The following is a 26,687-nucleotide window of genomic DNA, read 5'->3' as shown; positions in this document are numbered from 1 at the left end:
CGCGGTGCAATCTGCACCATCAGCGCTCATTCAATGCCCACCACCGCTGACCGTAAAAAACATAAGACAATGAAAATAATATAAAAATATTAAAATGGCGGAATTTTTGCCTAGTCAATATCAATCAGTACTAGGCGTAGACCAGGCTCCATAGGGGTACGAGTGCGTCGGACTCAACCTTCAACGGCGAAGGCCCAAGATCGTGTGTTCGAACGTCATTCGGCAAGGTATGTCTCTATGGAAATCCGAAACAAAGCCAACAAGATTCGCCTATTGAACTGGAAAACGCCGCAGATGCGGGCCTTCCATTTCTCCTGGTTTGCCTTCCACATCTGCTTCTTCGGCTGGTTTGGCATCGCCCCTCTGATGGCAGTGGTACGTGACGACCTGGGCCTGACCAAGACCCAGATCGGCAATACCATCATCGCCTCGGTGGCCATTACCGTGATCGTGCGCCTGGCGATTGGGGTCCTCTGCGACAAGATCGGTCCACGCCGCGCCTATACTTGGCTACTGTGCCTGGGCTCGCTACCGGTCATGTGCATCGGCCTAGCCGACAGCTTCGAGTCCTTCTTCCTCGCACGCCTGGCCATCGGCGCCATCGGCGCCTCCTTCGTGATCACCCAGTACCATACGTCGATCATGTTCGCCCCCAACGTAGTGGGTACCGCCAACGCCACCTCGGCCGGCTGGGGCAACCTGGGCGGCGGTACGACCCAGATCGTGATGCCGCTGATCTTCTCAGGCATCCTGATGCTTGGGGTCAACGAGGCACTTGGCTGGCGCCTGGCCATGGTCGTGCCGGGCGTGGTGCTATTCTTCACCGGCATCGCCTACTACTTCTTCACCCAGGACGCGCCGGACGGCAACTTCGAGGACCTGCGAGCCCGGGGCGAACTGCCGCCCGCCAGCGGCGAAAATGGCATGGGCGCGAGCTTTGCAACCGCCGCCAAGGACATCCGCGTTTGGGCTCTTTTCGTGGTCTATGCCGCCTGTTTCGGCGTCGAGCTAACCATCAACAACATCGCCGCCATCTATTTCTTCGATAACTTCGAGCTGACGCTGGCAAGCGCCGGCCTGATCGCCGGCCTGTTCGGGCTGATGAACCTCTTCGCCCGCACCCTGGGCGGCGTCTTCTCCGACCTCTTCGCGCGCAATGCCGGGCTCAAGGGTCGAGTGCGCTGGCTGTTCATTGCCATGCTATGCGAAGGGGTGGCGCTGATGTTCTTCTCGCAGATGCACATCCTGGCGCTCGCCATCGGCATCATGCTGGTATTCAGCCTGTTCGTGCAGATGGCCGAGGGCGCTACCTTCGGTGTCGTGCCCTTTATCAACCAGAAGGCACTGGGCGCCGTCGCCGGTATTGTCGGCGCCGGTGGCAACGCCGGGGCCGTCGCCGCAGGCTTTCTGTTCCGCACCGAGGCACTCACCTATCAGGAAGGCCTCTTCTATCTCGGCATCGCCGTGATCATTGCCTCACTCTGTGCCCTGGTGGTCCGCTTCTCTGCCGACGTTGAGAGCGAGGTCAATTCCGCCTATCAAGATGCCGCCGGCGAACATCCCACTGCAGCCATCTCTCTGCGCTAGCCTAGCTATGCCTCGTAGCGAAAATGTCGCCGCCACCATAACGGGTGGCGGTGGCATTTTTCGTTAGCAGCAAAACCATTGCACACACTGGCAGCCTTCGCCATGCTGGAGGTATATGGGTTTCGAGTAGAGGAAGTTCGTATGAATGATCGCGTCCTGCTGATTACCGGCGCTTCCAGTGGTATTGGCGCCGCCACTGCCCGCGCCGCTTCCCGTGATGGCTTCCGACTGGTGCTGGCCGCCCGCAGTGTCAGCAAGCTCGAAGCGCTGGCCCAAGAGCTGGGTCCTGAAAATGTGCTGACCGTCAGTTGCGACGTCACCTCGATGGACGATCAGCAAAGTATGGTCGAGGAAGCACTTGAGCGTTTCGGGCGTATCGATGCGGTATTCGCCAATGCCGGGCGCGGTGGCTCACCGGGCGGCTTCTCGGGCGCCGATCATGAAGCCTGGAGGGATATGATCCTGACCAATATTTACGGCGTGGGCCTGACGCTACAGGCCTGCTTGCCGGCGCTTCAGAAGACCCGCGGCCATGTGCTGCTAACCGGCTCGGCGGCAGGGCGCGCGACCATTCCCGGTTCGATGTACGGCGCCACCAAATGGGCGGTAACCGGCATCGGCTATAACGTGCGCGAAGAGCTGCGTGGCAGCGGCATCCGCGTGACGCTGATCGAGCCCGGCATGGTCGACACGCCCTTCTTCGATGAGCCGCCCTCGCAAGCGCTGGAAGACAAGGACATCGCCAACGCGGTGCTCTATGCCATCAATCAACCGCCCCACGTCGACGTCAACGAGATACTGGTGCGCCCCACCCCGCCAGTCGAGCGCTAGCCCCGCTCTTCTTAATCTGGACTAGCCGACTCAAGGCTTAAAACCCGCCGCTCATTCCATGACGCCGAAACCAGCCTGAGCCTTAGCTCAGAATCATCAGCACGCAGGCGGCGGTCAACAGCCCCATCACCGCATTGAAGACCCGCCAGTGGCGACGCGTCTTCATCATCTTGCCGACGGCCACGCCGAAGCCTGCCCACAGCGCGATCGACGGCAGGTTGGTCATGCCCATGACCAGAATTACCGCCACCGCAGAGGCCAGAAAGGCATCGCCGGACAAGGTGAAAGACGCGATTCCCGAGATCGCCATCACCCAGGCCTTGGGATTGGCAAACTGGAAGGCGGCGGCCTGCCAGAAGGTCAGTGGTCGCGCATCGTCGTCCGGCTCGCGCTGATCCGGCGGCGGCGCGGTGGCGATCTTGTAGGCCAACCACAGCAGATAGGCGCTACCGGCGACCTTGAGGCCCTGCTGCAACGGCGGCCACCGCTCGAAAAGGGCTCCCAATCCCAGCGCCACCGCCCCCATCAACACCATGACCCCAATCGAGATACCCAACATATGCGGCAGGGTCCGCAGGAAGCCGTAGTTGGCGCCCGAAGCGGTCAGCATCATGTTGTTGGGGCCCGGCGTGGCCGACATGCTGATGGAAAACAGCATCATCGGGCCGATCAGCGCGAGCAGTTCGGGCAGCGGGGCGGACATGGCAGGCTCCTTTAAGTCGTGGGATTGGCATCGGGAGTTGGCGGAATCGCTTTTATTGTAGGGGTACAATTTATCTAAACCGCCTGACAAATACGGCAATTGTGCGCACAATTTCAGTATGCGCCGCCGTCAGCGCCGATCAAGCAATGCTTTGTCACCCTGACATTGCCCGATTCTTGCCCGGCGGCCACCCGACTCGCCCCTTCATCTGCCTGCTGGAACATCGCCACATGACTATTCAGACCAAGGCCCGCGCCCGCTGTCACTGGCTGCCCGACCTCGATGCTGCCGCTGCTCCGCTCTACCAGGCACTGGTCGAGCGGCTGGCCGCCGACATCGCCGCCGGCACCCTCGCCCCCGGCGAGCGCTTACCACCACAGCGCCTGCTGGCGGACGCCCTCAAGGTGACCGTCGGCACCATTACCCGCGCCTACCGAGAGGCCGAGCGCCGCGGCCTGGTCGAAGCCAAGGTCGGCAGCGGCACCCGGGTACGCAGCCTGGCGTCGGATGCGCCGAGCTTTCACCACTTGTCCCAAGCCACCGACGGCAGCGTCGACCTATCGCTGAGTGTGCCGATTCCTCATCCCATGCGCGCTCAGCAGCTCGCCGCAGTGATGGAGCGCCTGGCTCATCGCCCAGGCGCCATTGATGCCGCCCTTGCTTACCACCCTGAACAGGGCAGTCAGACGAGCCGCGAAAGACTAGCCGACTGGCTGACGGAACAGGGCCTCCCCATGGCTGCCGACGAGCTGATCCTGACCAGTGGCGGCCAGCATGCGGACTATCTGGCCCTACAGGCGCTAGTGCAGCCCGGCGAGGCCGTAGCCTCGGCGGCGATGACCTACCCGGGCATGATCGCCGCCGCCCGCCAGCTCGGTCTCAAGCACCTGGCGGTGCCGATGGACGACCAAGGCATCCTCCCCCAGGCACTCGAACGGCTCTGCCTGCAGCAGAAGATTCGCCTGCTGTACCTGATGCCCGAGCACAACAACCCCACCGGCGCCCGAATGGGGCAGGCGCGCCGAGAGGCGATCGTCGAGATCGCCCGGCGCCACGACCTGCTGTTAGTGGAAGATGGCGTACAGTTCGTGACCGCCGAGCGGCGCGGCGTCCCCCTCTACCGGCTGGCGCCGGAGCGCTCGCTGTATATCTTCAGCGTCTCCAAGCTGCTCGCCGGCGGCCTGCGGATGGGCGCCATACATGCCCCGGCCAACCTGATGTCACGCCTCGCTGCGGCCTTGCGCGCCCAGTACTGGGCCACGCCCGAGCTGATGGCCAGCGCCGCCGTCGAATGGCTGACCAGCCCCGAGGCGAAAACGCTGATTGATTGGCAATGGCAGGAGGTGGCCGAACGCCAGCAGCTGCTTGCCGAGCGCCTCAAGGGCCATGAAATAAGCGCCCACCCCTGCAGCTTTTATGCCTGGTTGACGCTGCCGGAGCCCTGGCGGGCCGTGGACTTCGTGGCCCGGGCCGCGGAACGCGGCGTAACGGTGATCGGCGCAGACCCCTTCTGCGTGGGCAGCCAGCCGGCGCCTCAGGCGGTGCGCATCTGCGTGACGCCGCCCGCCGAGCGCGCCCAGCTAGATGAGGGCCTAACGAGGCTGGCCGCATTGCTCGACGAGGAACCCCGGCGGGACTCGCCGCTGGTGTGAGCGGTCAAGGCCGGCTCAGTTGCTCATCAGCCATTACAGTGGAAGGCCGGACGTCGACGGATTCTGCCGCAGGAGGGTGTTCTGATCGATCATGTATTCCGTCGATATCTGATAGGCGGCGGCGCCGAGAGCACGGGCGATGCCGCCGAAGTGCCCCGGCTTGATATCGGGCCGAGTTATGCCCTGCATATCCAGCCGATCGAGCTGGCGTTCCACCTCATCGACGAGGCGCTTGCGAACCGCGGGCGGAAAGGCGCCGTCGATCACCACGGCCTGAAAGTCGATGACCGCCAGAGAAGAGATAATCGCATGGGCCAGACTCCGCCCCGCCCGCCTGATCCATGGCTGTAGACAGGATTCCACGGCGTCCCAATCATCGGCCTCGGGCGGAATGTCACGGGCCGGATCGCCGCCCTGGTCCACGATCATGCGCTCGAGGACGACCAGGGACGCATGATCGACCAGACGATCGCCTCCGGGTTCGTCGGGCACCCGCAGTGGACCAAAGCCGCCTGAATTACCGCTGCGCCCGGGGAAGACGCTGCCGTTCAGGACCACTCCCCCGCCGATAAAGGAACCCACGAAGAAGTAGACGAAATCCTGGGCCGTTTCGGGAGGCCCAAACACCAGTTCGGCCCGGCAGGCCGCGTTACCGTCGTTTTCCACGGTGATGGGCCAGGGGACAACATCCTTGAACTCCGCCACCGGATCGAAACGCCGCCAGGCGTCCATCTCCTGCTGAGGGGCGCCGAATTCAGCGACCCAGCTCCATAGTTCGAAAGGCATGGCGATATTCATCGCGGCGATGTCGTGCTGCGCTATGCCGGCAGAGCTCACTAGCGTGGCCAAGTGTTGGCTCAAGAAGCGTTTCGTCGCGGCTGGTGTGGGATACGCATGGGCCTCGCTGCGGTGGGCGAGCACCTCGCCCACGAAGTTGACGACGACCAGTTCGAAGGTGCGTCGCCCGATCTTGAGTCCCACGTAATGGCGTGCCTCGGGATTCAGCATCATGGGAACCGAGGGCTGCCCGATGCGCCCGCGAATCGGTGAGCAGCGCAGCAGCAGTCCATCCGCCTCCAACGCACGAAAGATGACCGAGACGGCATTCGCTGACAGGCCCGTCATCCGGGTCGCATCGGCCTTGGTGAGCTTTCCGTGACTGCGCACCAGGTGCAGCACCAAGCGTTCGTTGACCCCTCTCACCGTCGTCAGGTTCGAGCCTTTCAGCGGGTGCGTGCTCGCTTGGGCATCGGGCTGGTCGCCCTCTTTATTTTTCATACTGCCCCTCTAGGTTCAGAAAACAACGGCAACGCCCGAGACGATAGCAAAGCCGTCGCCCCTCTTGCCGCCATCACGCTCTACAAGCCACGGCCGGGTCCTTGTACTTTGGTCCCAAAAGCCGCCGCTTCGGTTGACTGCCCCTGCGCGCAGCACCTATACCGATACCACACCGTCCGAGGTGTAAGGCAAAAGACAGGTCAGAGGATAACGCACGAGAGCCCGGCATCGAGAGCTAAGTAACGAGAGCTAAGTAAAGAGAGCTGTGCAGAGGCCTGTCGCACCAGGTTCCTGACCTGGATACCACACCAATTGTCGTCCCGAATACTAATTACTTCAAAATGAAGTAATAAAAAGACTCAACGACATTCCTCGACTCGAAACGGAAGGACAGCAATGCCAATAACAATGCCAACAACCAAGACCCGCATGGCCGCCCTGGTGGCCGCCACGGCACTTGCCAGCATGAGCGTGGCGGGCACCGCCATGGCCGACGATGACACCACCAGCGCCTGCTTGATCACCAAGACCGAAACCAACCCCTTCTTCGTCAAGATGCGCGAAGGCGCCAGCGCCAAGGCTGAAGAGCTGGGAATGGAGCTCAAGTCCTTTGCCGGCAGAATCGACGGCGATCACAAGACGCAGGTGCAGGCGATCGAGACCTGCATCGCCGACGGCGCAGACGGCATCCTGCTAACGGCCTCAGATACCTCAGCCATCGTGTCAGCGGTGCAACAGGCCCGTGACGCCGGCATCCTCGTCATCGCCTTGGATACCCCTCTCGACCCGATAGACGCCGCCGACGCTACCTTTGCGACCGACAACTTCAAGGCCGGTGAGCTGATCGGCACCTGGGCGGCCAGCCGGCTCGGCGACGACGCCGACGATGCCCGCATCGGCCTGCTCAACGTGAACGTCAGCCAACCCGCGGTCGGCGTGCTGCGCAACCAGGGCTTCCTGCAGGGCTTCGGCATCGACCTCGGCGATCCCAAAAAGTGGGGGGACGAGACGGACCCGCGGATCGTCGGCCAGGACACCTCGGATGGCAACGAGGAAGGCGGGCGTGAAGGCATGGAGAACCTGCTGGTCGAAGACCCGATGATCGACGTGGTCTACACGATCAACGAACCGGCCGCCGCCGGGGCCTACCAGGCGCTGAAGGCCATGGGGCGCGAGAACGAAGTCATGATCGTGTCGGTCGATGGCAGTTGCTCCGGCGTCGCCAACGTCAGAGACGGCGTGATCGGCGCCACCGCCCAACAGTACCCCTTGCGCATGGCATCACTGGGTATCGAAGCCATCAAGACCTGGGCCGACGAGGGCATCAAGCCGGAGCCGACACCGGGCAAGGATTTCTTCGATACCGGCGTTTCGCTGGTCACCGACCAGCCCGTCGACGACGTGGATTCCATTTCGTCTGCCGAAGGCATGGAACGTTGCTGGGGCTGATGACCCACCAATGAACCACGGGAGGCGCACCACGCCTCCCCTTCACCCAGCGATCGTCATATCAATTCCACGAGGACGTCATGGCCAAACCTGAAGTGACGCGACAAGAAAGCAACGCCGCTCGCATTGATGCCAGCGAAGCCGTTGCCGAGTTCCAGCCCCATCGCACCGGCCTTGCCTACCGTCTGCAGCACGCGCTGCACATGAATCCGGCGCTCGTGCCCATGATCGTGCTGCTGCTCTCGATCCTGCTCTTTGGCGCCTTGCTGGGCTCCAAGTTCTTCTCGCCCTTCGCGCTGACCTTGATCCTGCAGCAGGTACAGATCGTCGGCATCGTCGCGGCCGCCCAGAGCCTGATCATTCTCACCGCCGGCATCGACCTGTCGGTGGGGGCGATCATGGTGATTTCGTCTGTCGTCATGGGGCAGTTCACCTTTCGTTATGGGATCCCGGCTCCGGTCAGCATTCTTGCCGGCCTGATGTGCGGCATGTTCTGCGGCTGGGTCAGCGGCATGCTGGTATCCAAGGTCAAGCTTCCACCCTTCATCGTGACGCTGGGCATGTGGCAGATCGTGCTGGCCGCGAACTTCCTCTATTCCGCCAATGAAACGATTCGCGCCCAGGATATCGAGACCCATGCGCCGCTGCTGCAGCTGTTCGGCGAGAAATTCAACATCGGCGGCGCGGTCTTCACCGTCGGGGTCGTCTTCATGGTGGCGCTGGTGCTGGTGCTCACTTACGCCCTGCGCCATACCGCCTGGGGGCGGCATGTCTATGCCGTGGGTGACGACAAGGAGGCCGCCGCACTTTCCGGCGTGAAGACGGACCGGGTGATCATCTCGGTCTATATGCTCTCCGGATTGATCTGCGCCTTCGCCGGCTGGGCACTGATCGGACGTATCGGCTCGGTCTCACCGACCGCCGGGCAGCTCACCAACATCGAATCCATCACCGCCGTGGTCATCGGGGGCATCTCGCTGTTCGGCGGTCGCGGGTCGATCCTCGGCAGCCTGTTCGGCGCCCTCATCGTCGGCGTCTTCACCCTCGGTCTACGACTGCTCGGCGCCGATGCCCAGTGGACCTACCTGCTCATCGGCGTGCTCATCATCGGCGCGGTCGCCGTGGACCAATGGATCAGAAAGGTGTCCGTCTAATGCAAGCACAAGCTCCCATTCTGCAAGCCAAGAATCTCGTCAAGCGCTACGGCCGCGTCACCGCCATCGACCACTGCGACTTCGAGCTCTATCCGGGCGAGATCCTGGCAGTGATCGGCGACAACGGCGCCGGCAAGTCGTCCCTGATAAAGGCGCTCTCCGGCGCTATCACGCCCGACGAGGGCGAGGTCTACCTCGACGACCAGCGCGTCAAGTTCTCCTCCCCGCTGGATGCCCGCGAACAGGGCATCGAAACGGTCTATCAGCAACTGGCGATGTCGCCCGCCCTGTCGATCGCCGACAACATGTTCATGGGCCGCGAGATCAGAAAGCCGGGCATCATGGGCAAGTGGTTTCGGCAACTGGATCGACCGGCCATGGAGCGGCTCGCCCGCGAGAAGCTCAGCGAGCTGGGGCTGATGACGATCCAGAACATCCGCCAGGCCATCGAGACGCTCTCCGGCGGCCAACGGCAAGGGGTGGCCGTAGCGCGTGCCGCCGCCTTCGGCTCCAAGGTCATCATTCTCGACGAACCCACGGCGGCCCTCGGCGTGAAGGAAAGCCGTCGCGTGCTGGACCTCATTCTGGAAGTGCGCTCGCGGGGCATCCCGATCGTTCTCATCAGCCATAACATGCCCCACGTCTTCGAAGTCGCCGATCGCATTCATATCCACCGGCTGGGCAAGCGGCTCTGCGTGATTCGCCCCGAGGATTGCACCATGAACGATGCCGTCGCCCTGATGACTGGCGCGAAGGACCCTTCTCAACTGGCCGAGGCGAGCTGATCGATGGCACCCGCACCTACCGATAGCGACGCCGTACTGGCATTGATCGAGCGGGCATTGATCGAACGGACGCAGCCTTCCGGCAAGCGCCTGCTCATCGCCATCGCCGGGCCGCCCGGCTCGGGCAAGTCAACCCTTGCCAGCGAGGTCGTCGAACGGCTGAACGCCGAGTCAGGCGGCGAACCCCGAGCGGCGCTGCTGCCCATGGACGGTTTCCATCTCGACAACGAGATCCTGAAGGCGCGTGGCCTGCTGGCACGCAAGGGGGCGCCGGAAACCTTCGATGCGCATGGCTTGGTGGAGTTGGTCCGCCGCCTCAGGGCAGCCGAGGCCGATACGCCCTATCCGCTCTTCGATAGAGCCCTCGACTGCGCCCTGCCGGACGCGGGGCTTCTCAAGGCGACGACCCCCATCGTGGTGATCGAGGGCAACTATTTGCTGCTCGATACGCCGCCATGGCAGGCGCTGGCCGAGTGGTTCGATGCCTCGGTGTTTCTGGCCCCGCCGATCGAGGCCCTTGAGGAGCGCCTCGTGCAACGTTGGCTGAGCTTTGGCTTCTCCCCTGCAGCCGCCACCGCCAAGGCGCAAGACAACGATCTGAAAAACGCCGCCACCGTGCTCGGCAACAGTCGCAGCGCTGACCTTCACCTGACACAGCAGGACAGCGCCCCGTGACGGACTGCACGGCCAGACCGCAGCCCCTGATCGACAACGTCTTATGCTGGAGGAAATCTCATGCCTAACCTGCTCGAAGATCTGAAACAACACAGCACCGTGGTCGCCGATACCGGTGATCTCGACGCTATCCGCCGCTTCGCACCCCAGGATGCCACCACCAATCCCTCGCTGATTCTCAAGGCGGTGAAGTCCGGTCAGTACGATGCGCTGCTCGACGACATCCTGCATGCCGCCGGCAGCCACAATGGCACCCGTAATGAGGCGGTAGACGAGGCCTGCGACCGGCTGATCGTCGCGATGGGGACCCTGATTCTCGACCACGTGCCCGGCCGGGTCTCGACCGAGGTCAATGCCCGGCTGTCCTTCGATACCGAGGGCAGCATCGCCAAGGCCCGGCGACTGGTGGCCCTGTATGAAGAGGCCGGCATCGGGCGTGAGCGCATCCTGATCAAGCTGGCTTCCACCTGGGAGGGGATCCGCGCCGCCGAGGTACTGGAGCGCGAAGGCATCCCCTGCAACCTGACGTTGATCTTCAACTTCGCCCAGGCCCGCGCCTGCGCCGAAGCCGGCGTCTTCTTGATCTCGCCATTCGTTGGGCGGATTCTGGACTGGTATCGCAAGGCCAACCCGGACACCGCCTATGCGCCCGAAGAGGAACCCGGCGTGCAGTCGGTACGGGCCATCTATGACTACTTCCGCCGGCTCGAATATCCAACCGTGGTGATGGGCGCCAGCTTTCGCAACAGCGGCGAGATACTGGCACTGGCCGGCTGCGACCGCCTGACCATCAGCCCCGCGCTGCTCGAGGAACTGGCCGAGCGCGAGGGCAGCGTCACGCCGGAATTGAGCGACACTGGCGAACGCGACAGCCGCCCGTCGCCTCTGAGCGAAGCGGCCTTCCGCTGGGAGCTCAACGAGGATGCCATGGCGACCGAAAAGCTGGCCGAGGGCATCCGCGGCTTCGAGGCCGATCAGGTGAAGCTCGAGTCGCTGTTGCACGACCGCCTCGCCAACCGACAGGCATAGTAGCGATCAGCGGCATGTCTTGGTGGACCGTGATCGCTCAGCAACTCAGTCAGCCCCGGTGAGATTGGCGGCAAGTGCTCGATAGGCGCCGGCTGATACACTGGGGCCATTGCCGCCAAGGACGCTTATCTTGTCACCACCGCCCTCCTCCACGCCGGCTCGCCTCTCGAGCTTCATCGGCGTGTTTCGCTACAGCCGTCGCGCCCTGTCACTGGTATGGGAGACCTCCAGAGGCCTAACGCTGGGGCTGGCACTTTGCACCCTGGTCGCCGGCGTACTGCCGGCGGTCGCGGCCTATGTCGGGCAGTTGATCGTCGATGCGGTCGTGGCCGCCATGGACGGCTACAAGGCGGCAGACCAGCCGGTACTGCTCGACAGCGCCCTGCCGGTGCTTAAATACGTGGCGCTCGAGGGGCTGATCATTGCCCTGATCGACCTGGCCCAGCGCGGGCTCTCGGCCCAGCAGTCGCTTTTGCGCGCGCTGCTTGGCCAGAAGGTCAACGTGATGATTCTGGAGAAGGCCGGCACCCTCTCGCTTGCCCAGTTCGAGGACTCGGAGTTCTACGACAAGCTGACCAGGGCCCGCCGCGAGGCCTCGACCCGACCACTGGCGCTGGTCAACAAGACCTTCGGGCTCTTGCAGAACGGCATCTCGCTTGCCAGTTTCGCAGTACTGCTGGTGCAGTTTTCCCCCTGGGCGATCGCCATCCTGATAGTCGGCGCCCTGCCGGTGTTCATCTCCGAGGCGAAATTCTCCGGCGATGCCTTCCGGCTGTTTCGCTGGCGCTCGCCGCAGACACGCATGCAGATGTACCTGGAGACCGTGCTGGCCCGGGAAGACAGCATCAAGGAGGTCAAGCTCTTCGGTCTCGAACCCTTGTTCCTGAAGCGCTATCGGGACATCTTCAAGGGCCTTTACGCCGAGGATCGGCGCCTGACGATTCGCCGCGACACCTGGGGCTTCTTGCTCGGCCTGCTGGGCACCCTGACCTTCTACGGCGCCTATGCCTGGGTGGTGATCGATACCGTGATCGGACGGCTGACCCTTGGCCAGATGACCATGTATCTGATGGTCTTCAAGCAGGGCCAGTCGGCGCTCTCGGCGAGCCTCACCGCCGTCAGCGGCATGTACGAGGATAACCTCTACCTCTCGAATCTCTATGAATACCTGGAGCAGCCGGTGGAGAAAGACGCCGGCACCCTTACCCAAGGCGAGCATCCCGGCGACGGTATCCGCTTCGAGCAGGTCAGCTTCACCTACCCCGGCGCCGAAACGCCGGTGCTCGCCGATATCAGCCTTCACCTTCGCCCGGGCCAAAGCCTGGCGCTGGTCGGTGAAAATGGCTCCGGCAAGACCACCCTGATCAAGCTGCTGACGCGGTTATACCCACCCAGCGAAGGCCGCATTCTGCTCGACGGCAGTCCGCTTCAGGACTGGGACGTTCAGGCCCTGCGCCGACGCATCGGCGTGATCTTCCAGGACTTCGTGCGCTATCAGCTACAGGTGGGCGAAAACCTCGGCGTCGGCAACGTCGATGCCTTCTCCGACGAAGCCCGCTGGCGCTATGCCGCCGAACACGGACTTGCCGACGACTTCATCGCCCAGATGCCGGCGGGCTATGAAACCCAGCTCGGGCGCTGGTTCAAGGGCGGCCAGGAACTCTCCGGCGGGCAGTGGCAGAAGGTGGCCTTGTCGCGGGCCTACATGCGCGAAGACGCCGATATCCTGGTGCTCGACGAACCCACGGCGGCCATGGACGCCGCCGCTGAGGCCCGGGTCTATGCCCGCTTCCGCGAACACCGTAAGGACAAGATGACCATTCTGATCTCGCACCGCTTTTCGACCGTACGCGCCGCCGACCAGATACTGGTCATCGACCGGGGACGGATCATCGAGCGTGGCGACCACGAGCGCCTGCTGGCCGAGAACGGCCGCTATGCCAAGCTGTTCCGCCTGCAGGCCGAGGGGTATCGGTGATCGCACTGCAAGGAATCTATAAAAAACATCACTTCATCATGATGTTATCCGGCCAGTTTCTTTATCATGCGTCTCCAGTCGATGCCTAACACCGAAAAGGAGGCGGCCTGATGCCGACCCAAGACCCTATCTCCGCCGGACTCGCCCGCGCGCCCTACCTAATCGTCGACGGGGCCCTGGCCACGGAGCTTCAAACCCGCGGACATGACCTTAGCGGCGACCTCTGGTCGGCTCGCCTGCTGCGCGATGACCCGGCGGCCATTCGCGACGTGCACGCGGCGTACTTTTCGGCGGGCGCGGATATCGCCATCACCGCCAGCTATCAGGCCACTGTCGAAGGCTTCATGCGCCTGGGGCTCGATGCGGCCAGCGCCGAAGCGCTGATTCAGCGTTCGGTGACGCTAGCCCAAGAAGCCCGCGATGCCCACTGGGCCACACACACAAGCGATGAGCGGCCCTATCCGCTGGTGGCCGCCTCGGTAGGGCCCTATGGCGCTTATCTGGCCGATGGCAGCGAATATCGCGGCGACTATGGCCTTGATCGGGCGGCACTCGCCGACTTCCATCGTCCGCGCCTCGCCACCCTGCTCGAAACGCAACCGGACCTGCTGGCCATCGAGACCCTGCCGAGCCTAGATGAGGCGCTCGCGCTTGCCGAGCTGGTCGCAGAACGCCCCGGCACACAGGCCTGGATCACTTTTTCCGCCCGCGACGGCCAGCACATCAGCGATGGCACCCCGATTGCTGAGTGCGCACGCGCGCTGCGTGACCACCCCGGCATCTGCGCCATCGGCATCAACTGCACGTCACTCGAGCATATCGAGTCGCTAATCGGCGAGATCCGCGCCCAGTGCAATCTGCCGATCATCGTCTACCCCAATTCCGGCGAGCACTACGATGCCGAAACCAAGCGCTGGCTGGCCGGCTGTGCAAGCGCTCAGGCACCCTCGAACCTGGCTGAAGGCGCCCCGCGCTGGCTGGCCGCCGGTGCCACAGTGATCGGTGGCTGCTGCCGCACCGGCCCAGACGACATCGCGACACTCGCCCAGCATCGCCGCGATGGGAAATAGCCAAGGCAGCTAAGAAGAGGGGTATCAAACCAAAGCGGCTGACGACACACTGTCGACAGCCGCTGTGGACGAAACAAACGCTGCCCCGTATAAGCAGGGCGAGAGGCTACACTAGCGTCAACTCGTTCTCTGCGTTAACGCCCAACACACCAGCGCCAGACTCAAGCGTTTCCAGCGGAAGTAGTGAATCACCCTCTAGAACGTCTCCCTCATCGGTCTCAATGCTAGCCAGGCGGTAGGTCTCATCGACATACCAGTTATCTACAGTGACTTGGTCATCACGGCCATTCATTGCGATCGAGAGGTCGTCTCCATCTCGGGAGAAGAGCAGTGCCTCGAAGTCAATACCCTCAAAGTAGAGAGTATCGGGCTGCTCATCGCGGGAGAAGTTGTTGATGGTGTCGTGGCCGTCACCAACACCGAAGACATATTGGTCAGCGCCATCGCCTCCGATAAGATAATCATCGCCACCATTGCCACGTAATACATCGTCTCCCGCCCCAGCGTCGATCAGCTCTCTTCCGGAAGAGGTAATGATCGTTTCGCTATGTGCACTGCCAGCCACTTCACGATCAAGACTCGTCGAATCAGGCAATCCTGTATAATCAGGTGAGCCCACCGGATCAGGGTTAGTGACACCGAAAGCATTGAATATCTGAGCTTTGGAAATGCTTCCCCCCTCAGAGAATGCAATGCTATCAATCGCTTGGTCTCCGCCCAGGAAGAACTCTTTTATCAACACACTATCACCATCGCTCGGTGACAGCTTCAGGTCGTCATTGGTCCTCATAAGGTTATTGGCAACTTGTTGAAAACCGATGTCCTCGAACCACAACGTATCGAAGCCACCACCCTGATTGTTGATCACATCTTGTCCGTCCCCGGTGGTGAATACATAGCGATCATCGCCTCGACCACCCTCCAGAACATCATCTCCGAGATGACCTGCCAGGGTATCATTGCCATTACCGCCCTGGATCAGTTCATTCTCGTCACTACCATTCAGAACACTCCCCGCCGGGTCATCAGCCACTAAATGGCGCAGCGCTGGCTTAGCCTCAGGCGCAGAGACACCGAATGCATCGAATATCTGTGTCGCCGTCAGTTGACCACCTGCCTCGAACTCTATGGTCTCAATGACAGCATTACCATCCGCAAAGAAGTCTTCGACAGTAATGCGATCCGCGCTTTCGCTGACCCTTAAATGCAAGTCATTTCCTGACCGTTGCAGACCCGAAGCGACATCATTGAAGGTAATACGACTATCGACGATGACACGGTCTACGCCAGACGTATCTCGAATATGCGCAACCCCACCACTGAATCGATAGACATCGTTTCCGTTACCTCCGGACAAGCGGTCATTACCACCCCGACCGTCGAGCCAATCATCACGGTTGCCGCCGACGATGATATCCGAAGCCGAGTTACCAGTGAGTTCGTTTCCGTCAACATCATCTAGCGCAGCATCGTCTTCGGTTGGGTCGCTGGTTTCGTTACTGTCACCCCCTGTCTCGTCGGGTTGTCCTCCTGGGCTCCAGGCTTCGTTGCGACTGGCTGCTGCTGCCACCTCACGGTTGATTCGCGAGGCTGGAATGCCATAGCCTCCGTCGCCCTGCACCCAATCGATAGCAGATTCCGAGCCGAGGAAATGCCCGCTTACGCGCACGGTCCCTTCACTACCATCATCAATGGCGATCAATAGGTCGTCATCGTCACGGGAAAAGCTCAGGCGCTCCTCGCCTATGCCGCCGTTAAAAATCAGCCAGTCGGTGCCTCCTCCAGCATTATCGATTAGCTCATGACCATCGCCGGGCGCATAGACATATACATCATCACCGCCACCACCTTTCAGGTGATCATTACCGGCATCCCCCTGTAGCTGATCGTCGCCGTCACCCCCCAATATCGTATCGTCGCCGGAGCCTCCACGCAGGTAGTCGTTACCGGCTTCACCGTCTAGCGTATCGTCACCTTCACGCCCCCAGACCTTATCATCTCCGCCACCGGCCTTTATCTCGTCCGACTGTTCGCGATAACCGACAAGCTCGTCTGCCTCCTCGTTACCCAGCGTCACGACTAACTTCTCGACATCAGCTACCGACCACTCTTCACCACTATCTTCAAATTGGAAGCGATTGATCTTGAAGTGATCTGTCGACTCGACGAACCAATACCGAATCTGAATCGAGTCGTCGCCGTTCACGATGAGCAAGTGATCATCTTGGCGGAAAAAGCTCAAGTCTTCGGCACGAACACCGCTGCTGAATTTCAGGGTATCCGTTGAAGGCATGACATTACTGTACGCTTCGTCCCGGCGCGTTTCCGTCAAGATGTCGTGACCATCGCCCTTGGCGAAAAGATAGGTATCGTCGGCAAAAGAGCCTTGCAGTACATCATTCCCTCGACCACCCACGATCAGTGAGCCCTTACCCTGATTCCAAGGGCCATATTCCGTCGCCGTGAGGTGATCGTTCCCCAAGCCACCGATCAAGGCTCCTCGTCCCGTGAGCGTGTCATCGCCTTGACCACCATCGAGCTGATCTATGCCCAGGCCGCCATCCAAGCGATCGTTGCCCTCGTTACCCTCAAGGTAATCATTGCCGTCACCTCCATGGATAACATCATCTCCTTCCAGGCCCGACAAATGATCATCTTCATAACCGCCGAAGAGCCTATCGTCTCCGGACGTCCCCTGTGTCACGGTGCGCAAGACATCCGCTACCGACCACTCGGTCCCATCCGAGAAGCGGATCGTTTCAACCGCATAAGGGCTGTCGCCATCGTTATGAAAGTACTCAACCACCTCGATACGATCGTCAGTACCGGTCAGTTCCAAAATCAGGTTGTTGCCTCTACGGCTGACCGCGATCTCCGAAGGCGCGATGCCCTCGCCAAAGGCGATCACATCTGTTGAGTCACGATAGTCACTATAGTGGCCCTCGTCCTGAATACGGTCCGTGCCCCAGCCACGATCAAAGGAATAGGTATCGCTACCTTCTTTCCCATTTAGGATGTCGTTGCCGGTACCACCTTCGAGAAGATCGTCACCTTTGCCGCCATAGAGCTCATCATTACCACTGCCACCCAGTAATGAATCATTACCACTGCCGCCCTCAAGGCGGTCCGCACCATCATCACCGCGCAGCGTATCGTCACCCTCACGACCTTGCAGTGCATCATCGCCAGCACCGCCGTCAATCTCATCGTCCGAGGAATAACCAATCAGTTCATCGCCGCCATCACTGGATGTCAGCAACTTTGACTTCACATCCGCCACCGACCACTCGGTGCCATCAGCGAAGCGGATCGTTTCCACCGCGAAGCGATTATTGCCATCGTTCTGGAAATAACCATTCACCTGGATACGGTCATTGCTGCCAGTTCGTGTCAGGATCAAGTTTTCACGGTTGCTATCCAAACTATTGCTGTCGTCACTGCGGCTCAAGACGATTTCCGAAGGCGAGATGCCCTCGCCAAAGGCAATCACGTCCGTGTCGGCATGGTAGCCCTCAAGATCACCGCTGTCCTCAATACGATCCGCGCCCCAGCCATGTTCAAAGCGGTATGTGTCGCTTCCCCTCCCCCCATATAGGATATCGTTGCCCGCAGCCCCTACGAGCACATCAGCGCCATTGCCTCCATAAAGCCGGTCGTCACCAATACCGCCTTGCAAGAGGTCATCACCCTCGTTGCCCTCGAGGCGGTCCGCACCTTCATCACCGCGAAGCGTATCGTTCCCGGCACGACCTTCTAGGCGATCAGCACCGCTGCCACCTTGCAACTCGTCATCCGAGGCATAGCCAATCAAATAATCGTCACCGTCGGTGGGTGTCAGTACCTGTGCCTTCACATCCGCTACCGACCACTCGGTGCCCTCCGCAAACCGGATCGTCTCTACCCCGTAGCGACTATTACCATCGTTCTGGAAATAATTATCCACCTGGATACGGTCATCGCTACCATTGCGGGCCAGAATCAAGTCGTCACCGCTACGGCTGATCGCGACCTCCGAAGGCAGGATGTCCACACCGAAGGCAATCACGTCCGTGTCGGCCTGATAGTCACGATAATGGCCAATGTCTCGAATGACATCAGAGCCCCAGCCCTTATCGAAGCGGTAGGTATCGCTACCTTCTCCGCCATACAGGGTATCGTTGCCTGCAGACCCTACGAGTACATCAGCGCCATTACCTCCATAAAGCCGGTCGTCACCAATACCGCCTTGCAAAAGATCATCACCCTCGTTGCCCTCAAGGCGGTCCGCACCTTCATCACCGCGAAGCGTATCGTTACCGCCACCACCTTCTAGCCGGTCAGCACCGCGTCCACCGTGCAACTCGTCGTCCGAGGCATAGCCAATCAAATAATCGTCACCGTCGGTGGGTGTCAGTACCTGCGCCTTCACATCCGCTACCGACCACTCGGTGCCATCCGCGAAGCGGATCGTCTCCAATGCGTAGCGACTATTACCATCGTCATGGAAATAGTCATCCACCTGGATACGGTCATCGCTACCATTGCGGGTTAGAATCAAGTCGCTACCGCTACGGCTGACCGCAATCTCTGAAGGCAGGATGTCCTCACCAAAGGCGATCACATCCGCGGCGCTCTGGTAGTCGTAATAGTCGCCACTGTCCGTAATGCGATCCGAGCCCCAGCCCCGCTCGAAGCGATAGGTATCGCTACCTTCTCCGCCATACAGAGTATCGTTGCCTGCAGACCCTACGAGTACATCAGCGCCATTGCCTCCATAAAGCCGGTCGTCACCAATACCGCCTTGCAAGAGATCATCACCCTCGTTGCCCTCAAGACGGTCCGCACCGTCATCACCGAGAAGCGTATCATCACCGGCACCACCTTCTAGCCGGTCAGCACCGTTGCCACCGTGCAACTCGTCGTCCGAGGCATAGCCAATCAAATAATCGTCGCCATCGGTGGGTGTCAGTACCTGTGCCTTCACATCCGCTACCGACCACTCGGTGCCATCCGCGAAGCGGATCGTCTCCACTGCAAAGGGACTATCACCATCGTTCTGAAAATAGTCATCCACCTGGATACGGTCATCGCTACCATTGCGGGTCAGAATCAAGTCGCCCCCGCTACGGCTGAGCGCAATCTCTGAAGGCAAAATGCCCTCGCCAAAGGCGATCACATCCGTATCGGCCTGATAGTGCCAATAGGAGCCCACGTCCCGAATACGATCCGAGCCCCAGCCTTGCTCGAAGCGGTATGTATCGCTGCCTTTTTCTCCATATAGGGTATCGTTGCCCTCATCACCGCGAAGCGTATCGTCACCCTCTCCACCACGAATGGTGTCGTCGCCACCACCACCACGGATGTCATCGTCTGAGGCATAGCCCATCAGGTCATCGGCGCCGTCGGTGGGTATCAGCATCTGCGCCTTCACATCCGCTACCGACCATTCAGTGCCATCCGCGAAGCGGACCGTCTCCACCGCGTAGCGACCATTGCCATCGTTCTGAAAATAGCCATCCACCTGGATACGGTCATCGCTACCATTGCGGGTCAGAATCAAGTCGTCCCCGCTACGGCTGAGCGCGATCTCCGAAGGCGCGATGCCCTCGCCAAAGGCGATCACATCCGTATCGGCCTGATAGTCACGATAATAGCCCGCGTCGTCACGAATGCGATCCGAGCCCCAGCCTTGCTCGAAGCGGTAGGTATCGCTGCCTTCTTCCCCATATAGGGTATCGTTGCCCTCATCACCGCGAAGCGTATCGTCACCCGCTCTGCCACGAATAATGTCATCGCCACTACCACCAATGATCTCATCGTCTGAGGCATAGCCAGTCAGATCATCGTCACCATCGGTGTGTAACAGCACCTGCGCCTTCACATCCGCAACCGACCATTCAGTGCCATCCGCGAAGCGGACCGTCTCCACCGCGTAGCGACCATTGCCATCGTTCTGGAAATAGTTATCCACCTGGATACGGTCATCGCTTCCAGCTCGCATCAGGATCAAGTCGTCGCCGCTACGGCTGATCGCGATCTCCGAAGGCGAGATACCCTCGCCAAAGGCGATCACATCAGTATCGGCCTGATAGTCACGATAATGGCCCACGTCTCGAATGACATCAGAGCCCCAGCCGGCGGCGAAGCGATAGGTATCCGAGCCCTTGCCGCCCTCCAAGGTATCGTCACCGACACCACCTTCTAGATGGTCAGCACCATCGCCACCTTGCAGCACATCGGCACCATTGCCACCGCGAATATCGTCATTGTCTGCCGCACCTTGCAGAACGTCATCGCCATCGCCACCCTTCAGAGTGTCGTTACCCGAGCCACCCGCGATGCGGTCGTCACCCTCCAGGCCATCGAAGGTATCGTCGCCACTGAATCCATAAAGTTGATCGCCCTCTTCGGTCGCAGCCTGATCGATTCGTTCGATCAGTTGCTCGACCGTCAAGGTACTGCTATCAGCAAAGGTGAAGCGCTCGACTGCCGTGTCGCGCAGATTGCCATCGAAGTCGAAAACGCGATCCAGTCGCAGTGTTGCAGTGCCGCCCGCCCCGTCGGGCAGCGTGAGGAAGAGCGTGGTCGCATCGCGGGTGACGATCAGATCATCCGGGGTGATGCCGGCGCCAAATGCCAGCGTATCCTGGCCGCCGGTATCGTAGATGATGTCGCTGCCATCACCGAGATCATAGCGATAGATATCGTCTCCTGCGCCACCTTGTAGACGATCGTCTCCTTTCTGGCCATCCACAAAGTCGTTGCCGCGAGTACCCTCTAAAAAATCTTCTCCATCGCTACCTGTGCTTGCAGCTCGAATCCGCATCCACGAAGCCAGAATCTCGTCGGAGCTCAAGACCTCGGAAACGTCCTGAAGTTGAGTGGAGTAGTTATCAGCGCCACGCAAGGCCTTGAGGATATTGACCACTTCTTCCTCATGGCCTGCATCGACTTTTTCGCGTAGCGTCGCGATGAACGCGTCGGTATCCAGCGCGAGATGCAGAGAGTCGTTATCAAACTTAATGGTCGTCGTGAGAGTATCAAACACTTCTTGAAACTCGCTGCGCATCAGCAGTTGGCCCTTCACAAAACTCTCGAAGCGTGCAAACTGCGCTTCGAGTATGCTGGCCGCCTGTGGCCCCTGAACGTAATTGCCGCCTTGGCCGCTGTCGTAACCGCGCCCAACTAGGGCTTCTAGCGCTACGACCTTGCGCGCATCCATATAGACACTGCCGTATTCGTCACGGCTGTTCGGGTCGGTGTCGGCCGCCCCAGTCCACTGATATATCAGCGGTTCGAGCAGTGCCTGACGCGCCGCATCCGAGTCGGCATCGACGAAATGCTGAACCAGGGATTCGAGTTTGGCATTGAGAATCATTGCCTGCTGCAGGTCGAGCACATTGCCAAAGGCGGGCACGTCCGGCAGGACAGCAACCGAATCGCTCAGCGGCAGATCGTCGAGCGCCTGGGTGTCCTGCGGGTCGACGGAAAACCAGATATCCGCAGCGTCGCGTGTTTCCCCCGACTCGGTCTGCGCTTCGCCGCGCTGACGGATGTCATTTCCCTGCCCATCCGCTTCCGTGACCTCGCTGTAGCCGACGGCTACCGATGCCAGCCCTGCCTCGGAGAAGCTCAGCAGTTCATCCGCCTGCGCCTTGCCGTCGCCGTTGGTGTCACGCCAGATCAGGATGCCCTGCTGATCGGCCTCCTCGGCATCTATCCGACCATCGCCGTTGCTATCTAGTTCGGCCAGAGCCTCGAAGCCATTGGCCGCACGGCTGCCGTCACTTAATAAGGTTTGATCGCCGAACAGCTCTTGGCCGCCGTCAATCTGGCCATTGTCATTGAGATCGCGTACCAGCAGGCCATCATCTGCTGCCACCCACCCGCTCTTCTCGGCCAGGCCATTGCCGTCGTGATCGAAGTGGACGCCGTCTTCTCTAGACAGGGTTTCGAGGCCATCGCCATCCAGGTCGATAACGATCGGCGAGCCCATACGCTCAGCCTGATCGAAAGTCGGCAGATCGTCATCGTCGGTCATTATCCCCAGCGGATTCCATTCGACGAGTTTATCATTCAGGTAACGATTGAGCTCGCCGATACGTTCTTCAACGCTGGTGACAATGCTGTCTTTCTGGTCGACCAGCCAGTCGCCAACGCTTTCTAGCCCCGACTCAACGGCTTCACCCCATCTGGATTGAATTATTCCTGATATCACGGATGACACTGCAAGTCCGCCAACGATCGCCGGCGTGCCGTAGATGCCGCCTGCAACCATAAGTGCAGAAGCCATTGCACCGCTAGCTATACTGATCATTTGGGAAGCGGCCTCTTTATTACTCTGGTCCAACTTCTGCCCTTCGGGAGCCATAGCGATGTTATAGGCCGATATCCCCAACGAAAACGCCGTCCCCGAATACTTCTGCAGCGCAGCCGATTTCGTCAGGCTCCCCGCCTCTATCTGCGCCGCCAGGTCGTCGATTCCCAGAGACCCACCCATCCAGCCATCGGACAGCAGGCGGCCGGCCTTTTCGAGCTTGGCCTGAGCAGACAGTTGGGTAGTGCCATCGACGCTTAGGGTTAGTGCATCCTGGACATCGGGATCAAGGGTCAGCTCGGCGAGCTTCTCCATGGATGCATCATAATCGCCCGGGGACTGGGTATCACCACCATTCTCAACAGCATTGGAGTTGTCGGTTGCCATCCTTGCTTCTCCTGCGCATATGATTTATTGATATTTCAAACGCTTGATATCAAACGCTTGTCCTCAAACACTTCATCGATAAGGCATTGATCATCATCCACACGCTTACCCAGGCGGCACACCAGAAAAAATATTGCATCAGTAACGCCAGCGGCCAGTGATTGGTCAGGTACACTATAATTCCCGACCCTCGGGTTCCCCATGGCTCCATACCTATCATTAAAATGAAAAATAAAGAGTTCGTAACACACACAATGATCAGCCCCACAAACAAGCAAACCCACTTCCAGAAAGAGAAGTCCAAGGGGCTTTGCGGCGGGTGTGGCTCCTGCTTGATATTCCGAAAACCCTCCACGTAGAAGCAAAACCAGTGCGCCACGAAGTAAACAAAAACAATGAAATAGGTGGTCAGCATTCCCCGTAGCAGATACACCGTTTCTAGGCCCTGTACAGGATCGGGGTAGGCAAAGTCGTTGTCCCGATCGAACAGCAAAACTCGGGTGAAGGCCCCCAGATCAGCTAAGGGCAACTCCGAGCGCAGGTAGGCCGGATCGACTAGCAGCATGCCCTGATAGAGCGCTGCGGCCAGTAGCGCCGGCGAGACGAAAAACGAGTAGAAAATCAGCCCAGGCTTCGGCCCGGGGTACAGGTATCGCTGGTCGATGCGCGGATAGGGCACCGACGGCAGATAGCTCTTGAAGACAAGGCACAGCACCCAGGTGAGCGTGAACACGACCAGCGACCACTTTAAATTCCAGAAGAAGCCTAGGGTCATGATGACGTACATCAAAATCAGGTAGCGCATAACATTTCCTTAAAGAGTTGGATATTCACTCGATATTCCCTAAATGATTGGCATACCCTGAGAAAGCACGCCGAGATAACTAAGAAACTAGCCGTTAGCCTCAAACCTATTTAACCGTGTCACATCTGATATTTGAGACATGTCGCCCTCGCCCGTAATACGGACAAGAAGTGCCATGGCATCTACCAGATCCGGAGTATCCAACTCACCTACCGATGCATGAAGATTAAGGTCGTCAAGCAAGTACTGACATAGCGCTTCGACAAATTTAATTCTCAGGTCATATAGTTCGGCGCGAGCATCGAGAACGTCCACCAGGTCGCGCATGCCTAATTGCTCACCTTTTTCAGCCGCTTCCAGGAACAAACGGCTGGACTGAATGGATTGCTGCAGCGCGTCAAGCTGGCGCACATCGCCCTGAAGGCTGCGCAGGCGCTTGCGCGCTTCCTGTCGCGCCAAATTGAGCTCATTGGTTACAGCGGCCTGCCTGGCCTTTACGGTCAGCTCGCTCTGGCGCACATCGGACGTGGTGTAACCGCCCTGGTAAATGGGTACCGCGAGTTGCAACGAGGCTGCGGCGTCTTGGCTTTCGCGAAATGGATCGTTTGAGGCGCGATCAGAGTAGCTAACATTGAGATTGAGCTCAGGGTAGTGACCTGCGCTGCGCACGCCAGTATCGGCCTGGGCGGCACGGCGCTGCGCACGTGCCAACTGAACCTGAAGGTTGGCCTTGGCACGCTCAAGCCAAGTATCGGTGTCACCCCAGTTGGTAGCGACATCGGCCCGCGTCAGGTCACCAAGCGCGGGCGCGCCGAAATTCGGCAGTTGCCCAGTCAGCCGCTGCAGGTCGCTCAGGCCGTTAGCCAGTTCGTTCTCGGCCTTGATCTGGTCGGCGATGGCTTGATCGAGGCGCGACTGGGCCTCGAGAAGATTGATGCGATCTCCCACACCAAGATCGTAAGCACGTTGCGCTTGCCGGCTCTGAGCTGCAAAGGATTCTCGTTTGGAGTCCAGCAATCCCAGCTTGCGCGAGGCAAGAAAGGCATTCAGGTAGGCCTCAGCGACTTTTAGGGCTAGGTTGCGCTCACCCACCGCCAGCTTGAGTTCGCCGACTTCGACCTGAGCCTCGGCTCTATCGACCTGGCGCCATCTCTCCATGCTGAACAGTGGCTGTGTCAGTTGGACTTGCCAAACTGCATCCTTAGTACGGCCTTGATAGCGCGCTTCATAGTCCGGGTTGACGCGGTCGTTTCCCGGATCGTAACTGGGATTGTCGGTGTAATAGTTTTGTGACTTCTGATAGTTGTAGGTGGCGCTTGCCTCGACCTGGGGCAACAATCCCGCCTGTGCCTTGGGAATGCCTTGCCGGGTGGCATCGAGCTGGTAGCGCTCCTGGGAAAGGTCGGCATCATGGCGTAGCGCCTGCTCAAACAGTTGCGGCAGTGAAGGCAGTATGGGACTGCCCTTAGCATCCATTAGCGCCGGTGAGGCCTGAGCGTTGTCAGCGGCGTTATCGTATGCGGAAAGATCGAGCAGTGATCGCCTCTCTTCCTGAGCCAGCGCAGGGTAATGCAGTACGATGCCAAGGGCCAATGTTAAGAGGCAGTGTCGAACTCGCATCATTCCTCCCGCATCGCACGTGACAGCATATCGGTAATCGGCTTGGCGATATAACTGGCAAAAGTGCGCTCCCCGGTCTTGATCAATACTTCGGCGGGCATGCCAGCGAGCAGTTGCATATTGTCGGTCATGTCCTGGCGCCCTTCTTCGGATACGCGAACACGCGCCTTGTAGAACATGGCACCCGTCGCTTCATCTTCGAAGGTATCCGCCGAGACATTGGCAACTTCGCCTTCAATGACATTGGTCAGACGCTGGTTGAAAGCACTGAAGCGGATCTCAGCTTCCTGTCCCTTGTAGATATTATCGATGTCCCGATCAGGCACCCGTGCTTCGACGACGAAGCCATCGTTACTGGGAACGATATCCATGATGGGATCGCCTGAACGGACAACGGCCCCGATGGTATGCACCTTCATACCGACTACAGTGCCGGAGACTGGCGCAGTAATAGTGGTACGCTTGACTTGGTCGCTCAATGCGGTGATGCGCTCCTCGGCGTCGGCGATCTGCGATTGCGCCTGGCGTAGCTGTTCACCGATTTCCTTTTGGTACTCCTGGCGTGTAACTTGCTTCTGTACCCTGTTTTCGCTGATTTGCGACTTCAAGCGCGCAATCTCAGAGGCATGTTGAGCATTGCGGCCTTGGTATTCGAGAATCTGACGTTCCAACTCGCGTAGCCGTTGATTGTCGCCCAGGCCCTCTTTGAACAACGAACGAAAGTCGTCCGCTTCATCCTTCAGGGATAAGATGCGCTGCCGGTTGATGCCAATCTGTTGTTCTAGCCCCTCTATTTGGCCGTGCATTTGCTCGATCTGCTCGTCTAGACCTTCCAGCCTGCCTTGCTGTGCCTGCTGGCGTGCGGCAAAGAGCGCCCGCTGCACGCCGACCACTTCCTGCACGCGTGGGGTATCGGACTCAACGAGTTCCGCCGGAAAACGAAGCGTGCTTTCGCCAGACTGCTCGGCAAGCAGCCGGACCTCGGCGGCGCGATTGATCAGATACTGCGACTTTGCGATCGACAGTTGTGATTGGGCCTGGGTTTTGTCAAGCACAACCAGAGAGTCCCCCACTTCGACGTGATCACCATCGTTGACGGGCAGTTCACTCACGATCCCCCCCTCGTAATGCTGGATCGTCTTCTTGAAGGACTCGACCGAAACCGCCCCGGGGGCGACGACCGCCACAGCGAGTTGGGCCCATAGGGACCAGCCACCGAATCCGCCGAAGGCCAGCAGTAAGATGAGTAACCCGATTCGCCGATAGCGCTTATCGCCGATTGGAGGATACTGCTGCGGAACGATGCTAGCGCTATTGTAGGTCTCGGGAGAGGCAGCACGACGCTCGGATGCCGCTTGAACCTCTAGTGAGGAATCTTTATGCGCCAT

16 protein-coding genes are annotated in these 26,687 nt (G+C 59.9%); 10 read left to right on the top strand and 6 right to left on the bottom strand.

Annotation, left to right across the window (positions count from 1 at the left end):
• Positions 1-237: 237 nt before the first annotated feature.
• Together BLR71_RS14240 and BLR71_RS14235 are read left to right on the top strand one after the other, a co-directional pair.
• Entirely contained in the window at positions 238-1,587 is a 1,350-nt protein-coding gene (locus tag BLR71_RS14240; RefSeq protein ID WP_092527814.1) for an MFS transporter, read from the top strand.
• 141 nt (positions 1,588-1,728) lie between these two features.
• Complete coding sequence (locus BLR71_RS14235; RefSeq protein ID WP_092527811.1) at positions 1,729-2,418, top strand: SDR family oxidoreductase; 690 nt, start codon at positions 1,729-1,731, stop codon at positions 2,416-2,418.
• 82 nt (positions 2,419-2,500) lie between these two features.
• Here BLR71_RS14235 and BLR71_RS14230 read toward each other — a convergent pair whose 3' ends face one another.
• Complete coding sequence (locus BLR71_RS14230; RefSeq protein WP_092527808.1) at positions 2,501-3,121, bottom strand: LysE family translocator; 621 nt, start codon at positions 3,119-3,121, stop codon at positions 2,501-2,503.
• Positions 3,122-3,351: 230 nt separating this feature from the next.
• Here BLR71_RS14230 and BLR71_RS14225 point away from each other — a divergent pair, with 230 nt between their 5' ends.
• Positions 3,352-4,773: an aminotransferase-like domain-containing protein gene (locus BLR71_RS14225; protein WP_092527805.1), complete on the top strand. Its 1,422-nt coding sequence runs from the start codon at positions 3,352-3,354 to the stop codon at positions 4,771-4,773.
• Positions 4,774-4,806: 33 nt separating this feature from the next.
• On the opposite strand, the gene BLR71_RS14220 is transcribed toward BLR71_RS14225, so the two are convergent.
• The gene (locus BLR71_RS14220) at positions 4,807-6,051 is read right to left on the bottom strand and encodes an ROK family transcriptional regulator (RefSeq protein WP_092527802.1); all 1,245 of its coding nucleotides are present in this window, start codon (positions 6,049-6,051) and stop codon (positions 4,807-4,809) included.
• Between the two features lie 408 nt (positions 6,052-6,459).
• On the opposite strand from BLR71_RS14220, the gene BLR71_RS14215 reads away from it, so the two are divergent.
• The 7 genes from BLR71_RS14215 (at position 6,460) to mmuM (ending at position 14,191) form a co-directional block, all read left to right on the top strand.
• Positions 6,460-7,500 (top strand): sugar ABC transporter substrate-binding protein, encoded by a 1,041-nt coding sequence (locus tag BLR71_RS14215; RefSeq protein ID WP_217629338.1) that lies wholly within the window; start codon positions 6,460-6,462, stop codon positions 7,498-7,500.
• An 80-nt stretch (positions 7,501-7,580) separates the two neighbouring features.
• Positions 7,581-8,654 carry an ABC transporter permease gene (locus BLR71_RS14210; protein ID WP_092527799.1) on the top strand — a complete coding sequence of 358 codons (1,074 nt, stop codon included), beginning with the start codon at positions 7,581-7,583 and terminating at the stop codon, positions 8,652-8,654.
• Positions 8,654-9,439, top strand: coding sequence for an ATP-binding cassette domain-containing protein (locus BLR71_RS14205; protein ID WP_245696487.1), 786 nt, complete (start codon positions 8,654-8,656; stop codon positions 9,437-9,439). The genes BLR71_RS14210 and BLR71_RS14205 overlap by 1 nt, the downstream gene beginning before the upstream one ends.
• A gap of 3 nt (positions 9,440-9,442) precedes the next feature.
• Positions 9,443-10,114: a nucleoside triphosphate hydrolase gene (locus BLR71_RS14200; RefSeq protein ID WP_092527793.1), complete on the top strand. Its 672-nt coding sequence runs from the start codon at positions 9,443-9,445 to the stop codon at positions 10,112-10,114.
• A 60-nt stretch (positions 10,115-10,174) separates the two neighbouring features.
• Positions 10,175-11,143, top strand: coding sequence for a transaldolase (tal, locus tag BLR71_RS14195; RefSeq protein ID WP_092527790.1), 969 nt, complete (start codon positions 10,175-10,177; stop codon positions 11,141-11,143).
• Between the two features lie 130 nt (positions 11,144-11,273).
• The gene (locus BLR71_RS14190) at positions 11,274-13,121 is read left to right on the top strand and encodes an ABC transporter ATP-binding protein (RefSeq protein ID WP_092527787.1); all 1,848 of its coding nucleotides are present in this window, start codon (positions 11,274-11,276) and stop codon (positions 13,119-13,121) included.
• Between the two features lie 110 nt (positions 13,122-13,231).
• Positions 13,232-14,191: a homocysteine S-methyltransferase gene (gene mmuM / locus BLR71_RS14185; protein ID WP_092527784.1), complete on the top strand. Its 960-nt coding sequence runs from the start codon at positions 13,232-13,234 to the stop codon at positions 14,189-14,191.
• A gap of 106 nt (positions 14,192-14,297) precedes the next feature.
• Here the strand turns inward: mmuM and BLR71_RS18025 are convergent, their stop codons facing one another.
• The 4 genes from BLR71_RS18025 to BLR71_RS14165 all read right to left on the bottom strand — a co-directional run bounded on the left by BLR71_RS18025 (position 14,298) and on the right by BLR71_RS14165 (position 26,687).
• On the bottom strand, positions 14,298-22,874 hold the full coding sequence (locus tag BLR71_RS18025; RefSeq protein WP_092527781.1) for a calcium-binding protein: 8,577 nt from the start codon (positions 22,872-22,874) through the stop codon (positions 14,298-14,300).
• Between the two features lie 49 nt (positions 22,875-22,923).
• Complete coding sequence (locus tag BLR71_RS14175; RefSeq protein ID WP_092527778.1) at positions 22,924-23,679, bottom strand: hypothetical protein; 756 nt, start codon at positions 23,677-23,679, stop codon at positions 22,924-22,926.
• A gap of 87 nt (positions 23,680-23,766) precedes the next feature.
• The gene (locus BLR71_RS14170) at positions 23,767-25,299 is read right to left on the bottom strand and encodes a TolC family outer membrane protein (protein ID WP_092527773.1); all 1,533 of its coding nucleotides are present in this window, start codon (positions 25,297-25,299) and stop codon (positions 23,767-23,769) included.
• Entirely contained in the window at positions 25,299-26,687 is a 1,389-nt protein-coding gene (locus tag BLR71_RS14165) for an HlyD family type I secretion periplasmic adaptor subunit (RefSeq protein ID WP_092527770.1), read from the bottom strand. Before BLR71_RS14165 ends, BLR71_RS14170 begins: the two co-directional genes overlap by 1 nt.

This window comes from Onishia taeanensis (assembly GCF_900100755.1).
Taxonomy (GTDB): domain Bacteria; phylum Pseudomonadota; class Gammaproteobacteria; order Pseudomonadales; family Halomonadaceae; genus Onishia; species Onishia taeanensis.
Note: the sequence above shows the minus strand (reverse complement) of the source record. Positions and strands in the feature narration are given on the sequence as shown.